The following is a 15741-nucleotide window of genomic DNA, read 5'->3' as shown; positions in this document are numbered from 1 at the left end:
AGCTGCCATGGATCGCGATGATTTGAAGCGCCGGATCAACTCCCTCCGGCGCATGACCACCGGCAGCGGTTGCACAGAACAAGAGGCGCTAGCGGCGGCTGCCAAGGCCGCCGAGTTGATGGCTTCCCATGGGCTTTCGGCCGATGAGCTGGAAATGACTAGCTCGACCATATCGACGGATAAGGGAAGCTCATCCCCAGAGTCCCGTCTATGGGGGGCGATTGCCTCCTGCACAAACACGTCCGTCCTCTGGACCATGGGTCCCGAGGGTAAGGCGCTGATCTTCATCGGCCGTGACCCCTGGCCGGAAATCGCCGGCTATTTGGTCGATGTCTGCTCGAATGCCGTCAAATTCGAGCAGAAGAAATTCCGGGCCGGCGAGTTCTACAAGCGCCGCCGCGCGACGGCGACCCGGCGCCAGGCTTTGCGGGATTTCACGTATGGGCTGATCGTCCGCATAGTCGAAAGGCTTCGGGAGTTATTCGCGGCCACGATCTCCGACGCCGCCCAGGCTGCCGCTCGGGCCGAGCGCGACCGCCAGTTTGCCAGCTCGAAGGTAGTCAAGTCGGCAAAGTACAAACCGAGGTTCGACCAAGCGATCAGCGCCGGATGGAGAGCCGGTGGCGACGTCCATCTTTCCCATGGCGTTGGGACCCGCAGCGCTCGGAAGCTGATCGGTGGTGCAGCATGACTACTCAGAAGTATCCCATACCGACCCACGATCACGCGGTGCAGGGATTGCCCCCTGCCGTCGCGGACGCCCTCGACGAAGCCTGGCTTGCCGACTTCGCCGCCTGGAACCTCGCAACTTTCGGACCCGGCCCGCGCACGCAAGGAACGATCGACCATATCCGGAAGGAGCTTGTCGAGATCGAGCGTGATCCGACAGACCCGGCAGAATGGGTCGATATCGTCTTGCTGGGGCTGAACGGGCTCATTCGGCTTGGCTACACTCCGGGCCAGGCCATCGGCCTTATCCGGTCCAAGCTGACGGTCAACAAAGCGCGCCAATGGCCGGATTGGCGCGACACCGATCCCCACAAAGCGATCGAGCATGTGAAAGGCGGTGCCGAGTGATGGTCATTCATAAAAGTTTGCCGATCGCTGATGGCGTCGCCTTCGACGACACCCTCGGTTTCAGCGACAGACAAATCCAACTGCTGAAATCTCGAAAGGTCCTGTTCGCCACCAAATTCCGTGATGAAGATGCTGATCGTTGGTTCTACGGCATCATCCTCGCCACTGACATCGATGCCGCCAAGGCTGTCGCCTTCGGGCGCGGCCTTGGCGAGGAAGTCACGGGAGAGCTGGTATGACTACGCTCTTCTGGACGCCCGATGAGGTTGAGCTGAAGACGTTCTCTTCGTCGTCGAAGAAGACGGCGAAGGGCCTCGAAACGCTCATCAAGATCGAACTCTCGGTCAAAGACACGTTCGCGATCGCCTCGCTCCTGCGGCAGCTCGATGATGCGTCGCGGAAACAGGAGGACGCGAAAAAGCCTCATCCAAAGCCGCCAACCAAAAAATCCGAACGCCTGGCGCTTCCCGCTCCATTGCTTCGGATCGCGGATCATCGGGAGGGCTCGAAGTGAGCAGCTCTATCGCCGCCCTTCACGTCGCCAAAAAGCAACTCGGCCTCGACGACGACACCTATCGCGCCAAGCTGGCGCGCATTACCGGCAAAACCTCGGCCAAGGATATGACCGAGGCCGAGCGCCAGAAGGTTCTCACAGTGTTCCGCAACGAGGGCTTTGCACCGGCCGGCGCCGATCGGCGCCGTGACGGCCGCCAAAAGCTGTCCGGCCGCTATGCCGGCAAGCTGCAGGCCTTGTGGATCGCCGGGTGGAACCTCGGCATCGTCCGCGACCGCGACGACGCTGCACTGATCGCCTTCGTCAAGCGTCAGACCGGCATCGACCATACCCGTTTCCTGCACCATGCCGATGACGCTGCCCGCGTTATCGAAGCCCTGAAAAACTGGCTGACGCGCGAAGGTGGCGTCGGCTGGCGCCGGGACAGGCTCGCTCCGTCCTGGGGCAACGAGCCGGAGTACCGCATCGCACAGGCGCAGTTCGCCCGGATCAAGGGCTGGAAGGAAAAGCAGTTCTGGGTCGAGGTTCGCGCCATCCTGCGCACACCGATCACCGGCGACCAAATGACCCGCGACAACTGGATCACGGTCATGAACGAACTCGGCCGCATCATCCGCGACCAGCAACATACCGGCAGGAGCGACTGACATGGCCGCTGTCCTGCCCCTCTTCGACAAGCATGAACTCGATGCCATCCGGTATGAGCGTGAAGAGCTTTTGAAAAGGCTTCAAAGGGGTGGCATGGACGCGCATTCGCGCATACGCACAGAACAGAAGGTCAAGCTTCTGACCGCTGACCTGATCCGCCTCGAGTTGCGCATGGGGCTTGTCCGATGAGAGCCGAGCGCAACGAAGAACTGACGGACGAGCTGCTCGACACTGTCGGGCTTGAAGGCTTTATCCGCCTGGCCGATGCCTTCGGCGGCACCCGGCTTTATGTGCCCGTCGAGCCGAACGGCACATTGCTGCAGCACGAAATCGGCGTGGCCGCCGCAAGCCGTCTATGCAAGCACTACGGCCGCAGCTATATAAGGGTACCGCTCGGCCGAGAGCATCGGGCGGTGCACTTCCGCGAAAGCGGCATGAGCAACAGCCAGATCGCCCGCCGCCTCGGCATGACGGAGACCGGCGTCGACAAGCTCTTTCGCCGCGCCGGCACCCGCCCGGCTCGCCCGCGCCGCCAGGCCGACACCTTCCAGCTCGAAATATTCCCGCCCAAAGAGGAATAGGCCCCGCCCCGGCGGGCATGATTAATCCCTGTCGCCCTGTCTAATCTCGACCCTGTCAAACCGGCCGCTTCGGCCGGTTTTCATTTAGGGCGAAATTTGGTCGAGGGGCGATAATGCAGTCTTTTGATGAGTGGCTGGCTGGCCGCCTGGCAATCCACGGCCATCCTGTTTCCGGCGCTGGCGCGAAAGCGGTCAGTGTCGCGCTGATGGCGTTTCAGTCATCGATCGGGCTGGCGGTAACAGGTACGGCCAATGCCGATACCGTCGCGGCCTTGCGCAAGACCACGGACCAGGTCACGAACATTTCTCAATACCAGGCCGTTCCGGTCGCGCCGACGAAGCCGTCATGGATGCGCGAAGCCGAGCGCCTCATCGGCCTGCACGAGGGCGTCGGCGCGGCCAACAACCCGACCATTATCGGATGGGCCAAGAAGCTCGGCGGCTGGATCAGCAGCTATTACACCCAGGACAGCACGCCCTGGTGCGGCCTCTTCCAGGCGCATTGCATTGGCGCCGCGCTGCCAACCGAAAGGCTCCCGGACAATCCGCTTGGCGCCCTGAATTGGGCAACCTTCGGCCGTGCGCTTCAAACGCCGGCGCCCGGGGCGATCCTCGTCTTCAAGCGTACCGGCGGCGGCCACGTCACCCAGTACTATGGCGAAAACGAAACGCACTTCTGCTGCCTCGGCGGCAACCAGTCGGACGCAGTGACCAATGACGACTGGGTGCCGAAAGAGCGCCTCGTTGCCATTCGCTGGCCTCTTACCGGCGAGGCGCCGGTTGGTGGCCGGATGATGCTAACCGCTAACCACACCCCCTCCGCCAAAGAAGCCTAGAAGGAACAACGATGCGTCTTGCTTTGATTGCCGCCGCCGCTGCTCTGTGCACGCTCTCCCTGTCGGGCTGCGTCACCACGAGCGTCGATAACGCCAATGCCACGATCCAGCAGAAGCTGACGGACTATTGCCCGAAGGTCGAAGCTGCCCACACAGCCTTCGTCCTGGTGACGTTGATCGCCAATGTTCCGCAGTCGGTCAAGGATGCGGAAAAGACCGCCTACACCACGGCGGAAGAGTTCTGCGCCGACCCCTCCTCCGTGACGGTTCAGACGGCGCCGCAGAAGGTCATCGACGCGCTCGATGACATCAACGACGCCAAGGCCAAAGCCGACGCGGCAAGCTAACCATCCCCAAACTTTGAAGGACCTAACGCAGTGACAAAGAAGTTTTTTGCCGCCTTGCGGCATCATATCGGAGATATCATCCCGCCTATCCCGGTGTTGTTGGTTTCAGCGATCGTTCTTTTCTTCGCCGCCGCAGGCTTCGTCCTGGCGGCGGACGGCGGAACGATCAGCCCGCCCCTTGGCATGCTGTCCTATGCGCCCACTGTCTTGATCGTGGCCGCCATGCTGGTGATCTGCTACCCGCTCGGCCGACGTGTCATCGGTGCAACCGTCGCGGCCTTTCTATCCATCTCAATGATTGCGCATGCGGCGGATGCAGCTCCTGCAACGACCAGCATCGCGGATCAGATCGTCGGCTACGGGATCGATACGGTTGTCGGCCTGCTCGGCCTGGCCGGCGCTTGGATCGTGAAGGAGATCATCTCCCTTCTTGGCCTGTTCAAAATTACGGCAAGTCAGGACGTTGAGCGGAACCTTCGCGATGTCCTGCATTTCGCGGCCGAGAACGGTCTGAAGTTCGCATTTGCCAAGGCTGGCCTGCCGCCCTCGGTCAATCCAACGGCCGACGTCATCGCTGATGCCATGTTCTACGTGCAGGGGCATGCCCCGGACGCACTCGACAAGCTTTCGGTCGATGAAGAGGCTCTGCATCGCCTCATCCTTTCCAAGCTGCCCGAGATGGCGTCGTGGTTCGGCCCAGCCGAGGCAGTCGTAACCGAGCCGGTGAATAGTCCGGCCCCCGTTGCCGCAGCTCCAGCGCCAGCCGCCACATGAATGATCGCGTAAATTTCGACCTCGCCGATCGGCGAGCCGAAGAAGAGCGGGAGGCGGCTATTTCCGCCGCCTCTCGCGCCGTGAAGGCCAAGGGCAAACTCGAATGCGAGGATTGCTCGGCCGAAATCCCCGCCGCCCGCCGAGCCGTATATCCGTCCGCCCGGCGCTGCATCCGTTGCCAAAGCGAGCACGAAGCCGATATCCGGAGCCACCGTTGACCATCGACCCGCAAAGCCTCCTCCTTTGGCTGACCATCATTTCCTCGCTGATCTCGATCGGCACCGCTGTCTGGGTCGGCCTCAGCTCCGGCCCCAAGAAGATTGCGTCGCGCCTGGACGATCATGCCAATCGCCTTGCCACAGTCGAAAATGATCTGAAGCACATGCCGAGCCAGGACACGGTCCACAGGCTGCAGCTCGATCTGACCGAGATGAAGGGGCAGATCGGCGTCATGGCGAAATCGTCGGAAGTGACCGAACGCACGACACGACGCGTGGAAGAATTTCTTTTGAGCCGGAAGGACTGATCCACCTATGAGCCTCGCAGACGAATACAAGGATTGGCGGCTGGAAAATGTCCGCCTCATCATTTTGAAGGCGCTCGCCGCCGAACGCGGTGGCGTCATGAACGACTATGGCCTTAGCAAGGAGCTTGAGGCCTTCGGCCATCGCAAGACGACGGATTTCGTTCGCAACCAGTTGCTCTGGCTTGAAGAGGAGGCCGGCGCCGTCCGCACCCGCGTTATCGGAACCGCGATGATGGCCGAGCTGACGAAGACCGGCAGGGACCATGTCGAGCGCCGGCATCAGCTCATCGGCGTCCAGGCTCCCGGCGATCCGGACTGAGGCGCACCATGGCACCGCATATGCGCCCGCGTCCATCCGCGATCGACCAGCTGCCAGAGGAGTGCGACGCCATCGTCGCCTGGGCCGCGCAGGAGCTGGCGCAGTCGGGCCGGACACAGACAGACATCTATGCCGAATTCCGGACCAAGCTGATCGCCCTGCAGGGGGAGCTTGGTCTCGGCTTCGACATTCCGGCTTTCTCGTCGTTCAACCGGCACGCCCTGAAAATCGGCAGGCTGAATGCCCGCCTGAAGCGCTCCCGCGTCATGGCTGAGGCGATCGTCGACCAGACGGCCGGAGGGACCGACGACAACGTCACCATGGCCGCCACCCTGACCTTGAAGACGCTCATTCTCGAAATGCTGGAAAACGGCGGCGAGGATGGTTTCGCGCCGAAGGAGGCGAAGGCCATGGCGGACGCCATGCGTTCGCTGCAGCTCGCCGAGAACATGTCGACGACGCGCCGGCTGAAGCTCGAAGCGGAATTCGCCAAGAAGACGGAAACCGTTCTCGAAACGCTGGCCAAGGAACCGGGCATCTCGAAGGAGAGCATCGCCAGGGCGCGCAAGGAATTCCTCGGCGTCCGCACGAAGGAGGAGAGCAAATGAGGCTGACGGGTCGCTATCGCTACCGCATCGGTTGGCGCGGGACACTCGTGCTGCAGGTCGAGGAGGAATACGATGTCTATCGTTCGCTCTTCAGCCGCCGCCAACCCGGCAATGACAGCGTGAAAGAAACCGAGCGAAACTGGCGGGACGCGCGAGTCGAAGACTTACCGCTTCAGTCGCCGACACTCGGGTTTCGGTCCGGCACGGCAGACACTCCATGACCGAGGAAACCACCTGCCCGCGTTGCCGTGGTGTCGGCCAGGCCGTCCGACGCATCACCTTCCGGAAAGACGGCAGCGTATCGACCATCACCTATGATCCGAAGCACGAGTGCACGGCCTGCGACGGCACGGGCGTTGCGGAGGTCAAGCGGTGACCACCTTCCCCGAAACCAAATGGACCGACCCGGTGCTGCCGCTCGACCAGGCCGAGCTGCCGGAAGAGTTGCCGCGCGGCGCCGATATCCCTGATGATCTCGATCCGTTGAAAGACGGCGTGTTGATGGCGCACCAAGCCGCCTGGCTCGCCGACGATTCGGATTTGAAGATTTGCGAGAAGGGCCGACGCACCGGCGTCACCTTCGCCGAGGCTCTCGACTGCACCTTGATCGCCGCAGCCAAGCGTTCGGCCGGCGGCCAGAACGTCTTCTATATCGGCGATACCAAGTCGAAAGCGCGCGAGTTCATCGGCTATGCCGCCCACTTCGCCAAGTTCGTCGCCAAGGAGATGCTGACGATCGAGGACAGCATCTATCTCGACCAGCGCGACGACGGCACCACGAAGTTCATTTCCGGCTACCAGATCAAGTTCGCCTCCGGCTTCCGCATCGAGGGCCTTTCGTCCCGGCCGGAAAACATCCGCGGTTTGCAGGGGACCGTCGTCATCGACGAAGCGGCTTTCCACAAGGATGTCCGCGACGTCCTGGACGCGGTCAACGCTCTGCTGATCTGGGGCGGCAAGATCCGCGTCATCTCCTCGCACAACGGCATCATGAACCCGTTCAACGAGCTGATCAAAGAAGCCCGCGCGAAGAAGAACCCGTTTTCGGTCCACACCTATTCCTTTGGCGATGCGGTCAGGAATGGCCTGTTCAAGCGTGTCTGTCTGATCAAGGGCGAAGAGTGGACGGCAGAGAAGGAGGAGGCATGGGAGGCGGACATCCGCGCCGCCTACGGCACGCGCACCGCCAAGATGAAGCAGGAGCTGGACGCGATCCCGGCCGAGGCCGAGGGCACAGCACTGACCCGGCTGCTGATCGAGAGCTGCATGTCCGACAGCCTGCCAGCTGTCGTGCGTTGGGACCGGCCCGACAGCTTCAAGATGCTTTCCGACATCGAGCGCGAACAGCAGGCCGAGGAATTCTGTGAAGGCGTTTTGAAGCCGCTTTTGGACGTCCTTGACGGCAACCGCGAGCACGCCTTTGGCGAGGACTTTGCGCGATCGGGCGACAAGACGGCAATCGTGGTCGCGGAGATCGGCTCCGACCTGGTGCGACGTGCCAAGCTGATAGTCGAGCTGAAGAACATTCCCTTCGATCAGCAGCGCGACATCCTCTTCTACATCGTCGATGGCATTCCGCGCCTGGTCGCCGGCGCGCTCGATGCGCGCGGCAACGGTCAGTATCTGGCGGAAAAGGCCCGCCAGCGCTGGGGCGAGATCATCTACGAAGTCATGACGACGGCGAGCTGGTACGCAGCCAACATGCCCGCCTATATCGAAGCTTTCTCCGACAAGACGATCCTCTTGCCGAAGGACGCCGACGTCCTGGCCGACCACCAGGCGCTCGCCTACGTCAACGGTATCATCAAGGTGCCGGACGGCCATTCGAGCCGAGGCGTCGACGGCTACGATCGCCACGGCGACACGGCGCCGGCCGGCGCGCTCGCCTTCTTTGCGTCCCGGCAGGAAAGCATCTCCTACGCCTATGAGGCTGGCCGCCGATCGGCGAGCACCATCGACGTGGTGCAATCGGCCATGATGCGTCCGGATGACGATCGCCGGCCGACCCGAAACACTGACATCCGCTTGAGAGGAGCGCTCTGATGGGCATGCTTCGCGACTTCCTCGGCCGCCTGGTCGACGCCTTCAGCCTCACCGAAGCCATAGCCGGGCCGAGCATAGCCGGCGGCCGCTCGCCCTATTCCGAGCATCCCGCCAACGGCATGACGCCGGAGCGCATGGCCCGAATTCTTCGGGCGGCGGATAGCGGCGAGCCGCTCGCCTATTTCGAGCTGGCCGAGGACATCGAGGAGCGCGATCCGCATTACGCCTCGGTCATGGCGACCCGCAAGCGCGCGGTGTCGCAGCTTCCGATCACCGTCACCGCCGCATCCGAGGATGCCGCCGACCAGGAGCATGCCGCCTTCATCCAGGGCTGGATCGACGACGGCGTCCTACGCCGGTCGCTCTTTGACATGCTCGATGCGATTGGCAAGGGCGTCTCGATCTGCGAGATCGACTGGCAGCTCCGTTTCGGAAGGCAGACACCCTGCCAGCTCACCTGGCGCGACCAGCGCTGGTTTACCTTCGATCTCACCGATGGCGACACCGTATTGTTGCGGGATGGTGGCATCGGTACGCCGCTGGCGCCGCACAAGTTCGTGGTCCATCGCCACAAGAACAAGTCCGGCCTGACGATCCGCTCCGGCATCGCCCGCGTCGCGGCCTGGTCGTGGATGTTCAAAAGCTTCACGGTCAAGGATTGGGCGATGTTCGTCCAGAACTTCGGCCAGCCGATCCGCATCGGCCGCTATGGCCGTGGAGCCACTGAGGCCGAGAAGGACGTGCTCTGGCGAGCCGTCTACAACATCGCCGGCGACTGCGCGGCGATCATTCCGAAGGACATGCTGATCGAGTTTCAGGAACTGTCGTCAAAGGGCTCGACGACGGACATGTACGAGAAACGCGCCGACTGGCTCGATCGTCAGACCTCCAAGCTTGTGCTCGGCCAGACAACGACGACGGACGCTGTCTCCGGCGGCCATGCGGTCAGCCGGGAGCACCGCCTGGTCCAGGAGGATATCGAGCGGTCGGACGCGCTCTGCCTGACCGACACGATCAATGCGCAGCTCATCCCGAACATGATCGCCTTCAATTTCGGGCCGCAGGATCGCTATCCGCATGTGCGCATCGGCCGTCCGGACGAAGTGCCGCTCGGCGAGTTCGCACAAGCCTTCTGGCAGTTGGCTCCGCAGGGCCTGACTGCCCCGGTCTCCTATATTCGCGATCGCATGGGCATTCCGACGCCCAAGCCCGGCGAGGACGTGATCGGCGGCAAGCCGAGCGGCGGCGGCAAGGGTGCGGCCGGCGATGGCGGGACAGACCCCGCATTGAACGCCATGATGGATCGGCTCTTCACCAGCCGGAATGCGCGCCAGACGCCCGACGACATGATCGCCGCCATGAACGATCGACTGAACCGTGAGGCAGCCGATGCGATGGACGGCATGATCGACGAGGTGCGCCAGGCCGTCACCGGCGCTAAGGATTTGCGTGACGCGGCCGACCGCCTGGCAAAGCTGCAGCTCGCTCCGGACGCACTCGCCGAGGCGATGGCCAAGGGCATGACGCTGGCGCACCTGGTCGGCCAGGCCGCACTCCTCGACGACATCAAGGCCAATGCATGATTGGCGCCCCACAGACGCTCGTAGGGCGCTTCGCCGCGACCGTCGCGCGGCTTGGACGTAAAAACGCGTCCACGGGCTTTGAAAGTACTTTGAAATCGATCCTTCCTGTCGATCCTCGCCCGTTCGCGCGGATAATTTCACGTCATGCGTCCGATGACGGAATTGCCAGTGCCTTCGACCAGCCATTCGAGGAAGCGATCGCCTTCCTGAAACAGAAGACGGCGACGCCGACAGAAAGCTACCGCGACGTCTGGGATGCTGCCCATTCGAAGATGTTCATGGTCGCCGGCGCCAACTCGAAGGCACTCGTCGAGGATTTCCAAGCCTCCATTCAAAAGGCGCTTGAGACAGGCTCGACGCTCGAAGACTTCCGGAAGGACTTCGACGCCATCGTCAAGAAGCACGGCTGGTCCTACAACGGCGATCGCGGCTGGCGGACGGACGTGATCTTCGACACCAACATGCGCACCGCCTATGCTGCCGGCCGTTATGCGCAGATGACCGAGCCCGACACGCTCGCGACCTTCCCAAACTGGCAATACAACCATTCGGGCTCACTTCATCCCCGCGTCCAGCATCTGGCGTGGAACGGCCAAATCTGGCCGGCAAACGATCCGATCTGGGGCAAGATATATCCACCGAACGGCTATCACTGCGGCTGCTTCGTCGTGCCGCTCTCGGCCGCCGGTATGCGCCGCGCCGGCAAGACCAGGCCCGATCGCGTGCCCGACCTCGACCAGCTCGGCACGGATCAGCCGCTCGGTATCGATCCGTCCTTTGCCTACAATCCCGGCAAGGCCTGGCTCGATCAGACCGCGCCTGGTCCGAAGGCCGTCAGCGCCGACGCGGTAAACATCGCCGCCTTCGTCCGCTCCTCGCTAAAGGGCAAGTGGCCGGACGGCGCCTGGACACCGGTCGCGATCGCGTCGAAGTCGATCGCCGCCGATCTCGATGTCCCGGTGAACACGGAAGTTCGCTTGTCGGCCGACACGATCCGCAGTCACGTCAAGCATGCGATCGCCACGGCAGATGCCTATGGCGTCCTGCCGAAGTGGCTGGCCGAGCATGGCAGGCTGGTAAAGGACGCGCAGGGTCGTTGGTCCTTCGTCGGCGAGTACTACGATGGCAAGCTCTACCAAGCGGGCGTCAAGGTGGTGAAGCGGCCGGACGGCAAGGATCAAATCTATCTCGTCTCGCTTCGGCGGACGAACGACAACGCAGTGCGGCGGCTGCTTGGGAAAGTGTGACGCGCTGGGGGGCCGGAAGTGCTGATCCCAATCGCTCTAAAGAGCGCGCGTCCTGCTCGGCGCGTCACAACTCAAATATAGCCCTGACAGGGCGGAAAGGCAAACATGGCCGGCGCCTCGATTTCATTCACCATCACCGACCGCGCCGTCCTTCGCGGCTTCGATCAGCTGGGCCGGCTGATGACCAACACGCGGCCGGTCATGGCCGCGATCGGCACGGAACTGGTCGCCTCGACGGTCATGCGCTTCGTCACCCAGACCGATCCGACCGGCGGCCACTGGATTGCGCTCAATCCGGAATATGCCGCCGGCAAGCGCAATGCGAGGATCCTCACCGAACGCGGCCGGCTGCGCGACAGCATCAACTCCCGGCCGAGCAATCACGAGGTCCGGATCGGCACCAACCTGGTCTATGCCGCCATCCATCAGTTCGGCGGCGTCATCCGGCCGGTGAAGGCAAAGCACCTCTTCTTCCGCATGGGTGGCAATCTCGTCGTTGCCAATCGCGTCACCTTGCCCGCGCGACCATATCTCGGTATATCGAAGGACGATCAGACCTCGATTGCCGAGATCGTCTTCTCCTTCATCGATCGCTACACCGCTCAGCCCTGACAATGCCGCCCGCCTTGTCGGGCATGATATGCGCGCGACACCCATGGCAAACCATTTGCCATGGAACAGCTCATCAACGCCCTTCTGCATGCCCTCGACCCGGCCGCCACCGTCGCGCCGGAATGGCTGCAGCTGTTGCCGGCGAAAGAATTCACCGGCGCTGACGGTCGTGGCCCTTATGCCAAGCCGGACATGGATGCGTTGATCGCGGCCTTCACCAAGGACGGCGTCCGTCTTCCCGTTGATGAAAACCACTCCACCGACCTCGCCGCCAAGCAGGGCCATTCGGCTCCGGCGCGGGGCTGGATCGTCGAATTGCAGGCTCGGCCGGACGGCCTTTGGGGCCGCGTCGACTGGACGCCGACCGGCAAACAAATGGTCGAGGATCACGAATACGGCTTCATCTCGCCGGTCTTTGCCCATACGCGGACGAAGCCCTTCAAGATCGCGAAGATGCTGCGCGTCGCGCTGACCAACGATCCCAACCTTCCATTTCTGAAATCCCTTCACTCGAAACAGGAGCATTCCATGCTTGAAGAGCTGCGGAAGGCGCTCGGCCTTCCGGAAACCGCCGACGAGGCCGCCATCCTGGCGGCCGTTGCTTCGGCTCATGCCGCACAGCAGGCGCACGCCGGCACCGTTGCTGCCATGGGCCGTATCGCCCTGGCCGCCGGCGTTGCCGCCAACGCCTCTCCGGACGCGATCGTCATTGCGATCAACGCCAAGGCGCCGGCAACCGGCACGGCGGCAGAGGTTGCCGAGCTGCGCAACCAGCTGACCTCGCTCAACACCCAGTACACGACGCTGGTCACGAGCCACGCCAAGGACCGGGCCGTCACCGTCGTCGATGCCGGCATCAAGGCCGGCAAGATCGTGCCGGCACTGCGCGACCATATGATCGAGCGCCACACGAAGGACCCGGCCTCGGTCGAGAAGGAGATCGAGCTGATGCCGTCGCTCAATGCGGGCGGCCTCGGCAATCGCACCACGCCCGCAAACACGGACCCACAGCTCAGCGTCGAAGACGACCAGGTCATCGCGCAGATGGGCTTCGACCCGAAAGCCTTCGCTGATGCCGCGAAGGCTCTGCATGGAAAGGGTGTCTGACCATGACGGCTTCGAACGATCTCTACTATGACCGCCGCCGTGGCGACAGCTACGGTTTCCCGGTTCTCGCAGGCGTGAAGATTTTCGGCCGCGCAGCTGTTGGCGTGACGGCCGCCGGCCTTGCGGTTCCTGCCGGCAACGTCAATGCCGTGGCACTTCTCGGCCTCGCCAAGGAACGCGTCGACAACACCAACGGCGCCAATGGCGACGTCTACGTCGACGTCGACAAGGGTATCTTCAATATCCCGCTCGCGGGCGCCACGCCGGCCGACGTTCATAAGCCGGTCTATGCCACGGCCGACGACACCTTCACCCTGACCGCCAGCACCAATCTGCAGATCGGCACGCTCGACGCGATCGACGCCGCCGGCGCGTGGATGAAAACCCTCTAGGATCTCCGATGGATATCAATTCAAGCACTCTGCGAAGCCTGTTCACCGGGCTTTCGCTTGCCTTCAATGCCCGTCTCGGCTCGGTCCAGACTTTCTGGAACACGGTCGCCATGCCGGTACCGTCCAGCACGGCCATGAACGAATATCCGCGCCTCGACGATCTGCCGGGCATCCGCGAATGGATCGGCGACCGCCGCGTTCATGATCTGTCGGTCCAGACTTACGTCATCCGCAACAGGTCCTTCGAGAACACGATCGGTGTGCTGCGCGAGAACATCGAAGATGATCAGCTCGGCGTCTATTCCAACATCGCCGCGCAGATGGGCCAGGACGCCGGTCAGTTCCCTGACCTGCAGATCTTCCCGTTGCTGAAAAAGGGCAACGTCACGAAGTGCTACGACGGCCAGTATTTCTTCGACACCGATCATCCCGGCTATGATGAGAACGGCGGAGCAACGACAGTCTCCAACTTCACCGATGGCGCAGGGCCGGCCTGGTATCTGGTCGACGATACGCAGGTCATCAAGCCCATGGTCTGGCAGACCCGCAAGCCGTTCAACCTTGTGCCTCTGCAGAATGCCAACGACCCGAACGTCTTTTTCAATCGCAAGTTCATCTTCGGCGTCGATGGTCGCTGCAACGCCGGCTTCGGTCTCTGGCAGCTTGCTTACATGTCGAAGGCAGCGTTGACCGCCGACAATTATGCGGCCGCCCGCGCCGCGATGATGAGCATCCGCAAACGATCCGGAGAGATCCTCAACATCCGCCCGACCAAGCTGCTCGTTCCGGCGTCACTCGAAGGCACGGCCCGTACCATCGTCGAAGCGGCATTGATCAACGGCGGCGAAACCAACGTCTGGGCAAAGACCGCCGAGGTCGTCGTCATTCCGTATCTCGCCTGATCGGCCGGGGCTGAAGCCTACGAGACAGGCCACCGCCGGCAGACCTCCCAAGCCTGCCGGCGGGTTTCTGAAAAACGGCTGATCGAGCCGCTTTCCCGAAACCCGCAAGAGGAAGTCTCATGACGAAAATCGCGATCATCTGCACGTCGCCCGGCATGCTCCGCCACGGCGTGCGCCATCCCGACCGAGAGGTCTACGACGAAGGTCGCTGGACCGAAGAGCAGCTCGCCGCGTTCAAGGCCGATCCATCCTTCCAGGTCGTCGAGATGGACGATGAGGAGGTCGCCGACCTTTCGCAGTCGATGGACTTCAAGGTCGCAGTTGCGGCCGAGGTGAAGCGCCAGGTCGAAGCCAAGTCTGCCGAACTGCAGAAGAGCTTCAACAAGTCCGTCGCCGATGCGGCGAAGGAAAGGACCAAGGAACTGAGCGCGCAGCTCGAATCCGCGAATGTGAAGGTCACGGAGTTGCAGGCGAAGGTCGATGCATCAGCCGCCGGCGCTGGAGCCGGCTCCCAGTAATACCCCGGAGCGCGGATGCCGACAGGCGCGTCAAGCTACGGGAGCTGCAGCGGCATCGCGGCTCCCAATCATCTTTTGAGGCAGAACTTTGTACGCAACCGTCGATGACATGATCGCCCGCTTCGGCGAACCCCAGATGATCCGGCTTTCCACGCCGGACGATCTGGACGCGACCGTGGTCGACGCCACCAAGGTCGAAACGGCGCTGACCGATGCGACGGCACTGATCGAGAGCTATGTGCGCGGCAGGTATTTCGTGCCGATCGCCACGCCGCCTTCCGAAATCGTCCGCGCCTGCTGCCAGCTCGCCCGCTATGACCTGGCCGATGGCGAACGCACCAGGCCGACCGAGGAGATGTCGAAACAGCGCTCCGATGTCATCTCCTGGCTGCGCGGCATTGCTGACGAAAAAATCCATCTCGATCTGCCGGCGGCCGATGCGCTCGGCCCGACCGTCAATTCCGGCCCGCGCATGGCCGATCGCCGCACTGTCTTTTCCGATCGCAGCATGAGGGACTTCTGATGGAGACTTCTTACGCACCGATCCGCACCATGGAGCCGGCCATTATCGACCGGCTGCGCCTGGCGTTCCCGTCGAAGACATTCAAGATTGACCGAGTGCCACAGAACATGACGCTGACGGAGTTCGACAGCGTCACCAAGACCACGCCGTTCATCGGCCTAGCATGGGTCGGCATGCGCACCGATCCTGACGCCGGTCGGCGCCTGAAGGGCCAGATGCTCTGGCGCCTGGTACTGATCTACAAGTCTTCGAGAGCGCTTATAGGCCGCTTCAAAGGTGACGCCCTGGACATCGGCCTCGATGCCATGGCCGACGTCGCGACCATCATGTTGCATGGCGTGACCTTTCCGGGCATCGGCGCGTGCCGTGTGACCGCCGCCAATAGCATCGTCGCCGATGGCTTCGCCGCCGACGATATCGTCCTGGCGCAGGTGGATTTCGAGATCGCCTTCACCGCCAACGTCAACGACCTGAAGCTTGAGCAGCTCGAAGACTTCCGGACGCTCGGCATGACGTGGACCTTCGCCGACGATCCGGACGCTCCGACCGTCTCCGCAGAAATCAACATCCCTCAAACCGAGTAG

General features: G+C 62.7%; 26 protein-coding genes. All 26 read left to right on the top strand.

Translation table 11 applies throughout. The annotated features are described in order from the left end of the window. Positions 1-7 precede the first annotated feature (7 nt). The 26 genes from PY649_RS20445 to PY649_RS20320 all read left to right on the top strand — a co-directional run bounded on the left by PY649_RS20445 (position 8) and on the right by PY649_RS20320 (position 15741). Entirely contained in the window at positions 8-691 is a 684-nt protein-coding gene (locus PY649_RS20445; RefSeq protein WP_285870472.1) for a DUF7168 domain-containing protein, read from the top strand. Beyond that, entirely contained in the window at positions 688-1077 is a 390-nt protein-coding gene (locus PY649_RS20440; protein WP_285870471.1) for a dATP/dGTP pyrophosphohydrolase domain-containing protein, read from the top strand. Before PY649_RS20445 ends, PY649_RS20440 begins: the two co-directional genes overlap by 4 nt. Continuing rightward, positions 1077-1316, top strand: coding sequence for a hypothetical protein (locus PY649_RS20435; RefSeq protein WP_285870470.1), 240 nt, complete (start codon positions 1077-1079; stop codon positions 1314-1316). The genes PY649_RS20440 and PY649_RS20435 overlap by 1 nt, the downstream gene beginning before the upstream one ends. Then, complete coding sequence (locus tag PY649_RS20430; RefSeq protein WP_285870469.1) at positions 1313-1591, top strand: hypothetical protein; 279 nt, start codon at positions 1313-1315, stop codon at positions 1589-1591. Before PY649_RS20435 ends, PY649_RS20430 begins: the two co-directional genes overlap by 4 nt. Next, positions 1588-2238, top strand: a complete 651-nt coding sequence (locus PY649_RS20425) for a regulatory protein GemA (protein WP_285870468.1) — start codon at positions 1588-1590, stop codon at positions 2236-2238. The genes PY649_RS20430 and PY649_RS20425 overlap by 4 nt, the downstream gene beginning before the upstream one ends. A gap of 1 nt (position 2239) precedes the next feature. Continuing rightward, entirely contained in the window at positions 2240-2428 is a 189-nt protein-coding gene (locus PY649_RS20420) for a hypothetical protein (protein ID WP_285870467.1), read from the top strand. Continuing rightward, complete coding sequence (locus PY649_RS20415) at positions 2425-2820, top strand: hypothetical protein (protein WP_285870466.1); 396 nt, start codon at positions 2425-2427, stop codon at positions 2818-2820. The genes PY649_RS20420 and PY649_RS20415 overlap by 4 nt, the downstream gene beginning before the upstream one ends. 113 nt (positions 2821-2933) lie before the next feature. Beyond that, positions 2934-3656: an NlpC/P60 family protein gene (locus PY649_RS20410; protein WP_285870465.1), complete on the top strand. Its 723-nt coding sequence runs from the start codon at positions 2934-2936 to the stop codon at positions 3654-3656. Between the two features lie 11 nt (positions 3657-3667). Then, complete coding sequence (locus PY649_RS20405; protein WP_285870464.1) at positions 3668-4003, top strand: cell wall anchor protein; 336 nt, start codon at positions 3668-3670, stop codon at positions 4001-4003. 30 nt (positions 4004-4033) lie between these two features. After that, positions 4034-4777, top strand: coding sequence for a hypothetical protein (locus tag PY649_RS20400; RefSeq protein WP_285870462.1), 744 nt, complete (start codon positions 4034-4036; stop codon positions 4775-4777). Then, positions 4774-4995, top strand: a complete 222-nt coding sequence (locus PY649_RS20395; RefSeq protein ID WP_285870461.1) for a TraR/DksA C4-type zinc finger protein — start codon at positions 4774-4776, stop codon at positions 4993-4995. Before PY649_RS20400 ends, PY649_RS20395 begins: the two co-directional genes overlap by 4 nt. Beyond that, on the top strand, positions 4992-5303 hold the full coding sequence (locus PY649_RS20390) for a DUF2730 family protein (RefSeq protein WP_285870459.1): 312 nt from the start codon (positions 4992-4994) through the stop codon (positions 5301-5303). Before PY649_RS20395 ends, PY649_RS20390 begins: the two co-directional genes overlap by 4 nt. Positions 5304-5310: 7 nt before the next feature. After that, positions 5311-5622, top strand: coding sequence for a VpaChn25_0724 family phage protein (locus PY649_RS20385; protein WP_285870458.1), 312 nt, complete (start codon positions 5311-5313; stop codon positions 5620-5622). Positions 5623-5630: 8 nt separating this feature from the next. Continuing rightward, positions 5631-6230 (top strand): DUF3486 family protein, encoded by a 600-nt coding sequence (locus PY649_RS20380; protein WP_285870457.1) that lies wholly within the window; start codon positions 5631-5633, stop codon positions 6228-6230. After that, positions 6227-6451: a hypothetical protein gene (locus PY649_RS20375; protein ID WP_285870456.1), complete on the top strand. Its 225-nt coding sequence runs from the start codon at positions 6227-6229 to the stop codon at positions 6449-6451. Before PY649_RS20380 ends, PY649_RS20375 begins: the two co-directional genes overlap by 4 nt. Continuing rightward, complete coding sequence (locus PY649_RS20370) at positions 6448-6606, top strand: hypothetical protein (protein ID WP_285870455.1); 159 nt, start codon at positions 6448-6450, stop codon at positions 6604-6606. Before PY649_RS20375 ends, PY649_RS20370 begins: the two co-directional genes overlap by 4 nt. A gap of 125 nt (positions 6607-6731) precedes the next feature. Further along, positions 6732-8273 carry a hypothetical protein gene (locus PY649_RS20365; protein WP_285870503.1) on the top strand — a complete coding sequence of 514 codons (1542 nt, stop codon included), beginning with the start codon at positions 6732-6734 and terminating at the stop codon, positions 8271-8273. Further along, positions 8273-9856 (top strand): DUF935 domain-containing protein, encoded by a 1584-nt coding sequence (locus PY649_RS20360; RefSeq protein ID WP_285870454.1) that lies wholly within the window; start codon positions 8273-8275, stop codon positions 9854-9856. The genes PY649_RS20365 and PY649_RS20360 overlap by 1 nt, the downstream gene beginning before the upstream one ends. Beyond that, positions 9853-11103, top strand: coding sequence for a phage head morphogenesis protein (locus PY649_RS20355; RefSeq protein WP_285870453.1), 1251 nt, complete (start codon positions 9853-9855; stop codon positions 11101-11103). Before PY649_RS20360 ends, PY649_RS20355 begins: the two co-directional genes overlap by 4 nt. 105 nt (positions 11104-11208) lie before the next feature. Beyond that, the gene (locus PY649_RS20350) at positions 11209-11715 is read left to right on the top strand and encodes a phage virion morphogenesis protein (protein WP_285870452.1); all 507 of its coding nucleotides are present in this window, start codon (positions 11209-11211) and stop codon (positions 11713-11715) included. A gap of 60 nt (positions 11716-11775) precedes the next feature. Continuing rightward, positions 11776-12822, top strand: coding sequence for a phage protease (locus tag PY649_RS20345; RefSeq protein WP_285870451.1), 1047 nt, complete (start codon positions 11776-11778; stop codon positions 12820-12822). A 2-nt stretch (positions 12823-12824) separates the two neighbouring features. Next, positions 12825-13214 (top strand): capsid cement protein, encoded by a 390-nt coding sequence (locus tag PY649_RS20340; protein WP_285870450.1) that lies wholly within the window; start codon positions 12825-12827, stop codon positions 13212-13214. A gap of 8 nt (positions 13215-13222) precedes the next feature. After that, positions 13223-14116, top strand: a complete 894-nt coding sequence (locus tag PY649_RS20335; protein ID WP_285870449.1) for a Mu-like prophage major head subunit gpT family protein — start codon at positions 13223-13225, stop codon at positions 14114-14116. Positions 14117-14235: 119 nt separating this feature from the next. Then, the gene (locus PY649_RS20330) at positions 14236-14634 is read left to right on the top strand and encodes an HI1506-related protein (protein WP_285870448.1); all 399 of its coding nucleotides are present in this window, start codon (positions 14236-14238) and stop codon (positions 14632-14634) included. An 88-nt stretch (positions 14635-14722) separates the two neighbouring features. After that, the gene (locus PY649_RS20325; protein WP_285870447.1) at positions 14723-15157 is read left to right on the top strand and encodes a gp436 family protein; all 435 of its coding nucleotides are present in this window, start codon (positions 14723-14725) and stop codon (positions 15155-15157) included. Continuing rightward, positions 15157-15741, top strand: coding sequence for a hypothetical protein (locus tag PY649_RS20320; RefSeq protein WP_285870446.1), 585 nt, complete (start codon positions 15157-15159; stop codon positions 15739-15741). The genes PY649_RS20325 and PY649_RS20320 overlap by 1 nt, the downstream gene beginning before the upstream one ends.

The organism is Rhizobium mayense (assembly GCF_030272705.1).
Taxonomy (GTDB): Bacteria; Pseudomonadota; Alphaproteobacteria; order Rhizobiales; family Rhizobiaceae; genus Rhizobium; species Rhizobium mayense.
This window is presented reverse-complemented; position numbering and strand designations above follow the sequence as displayed.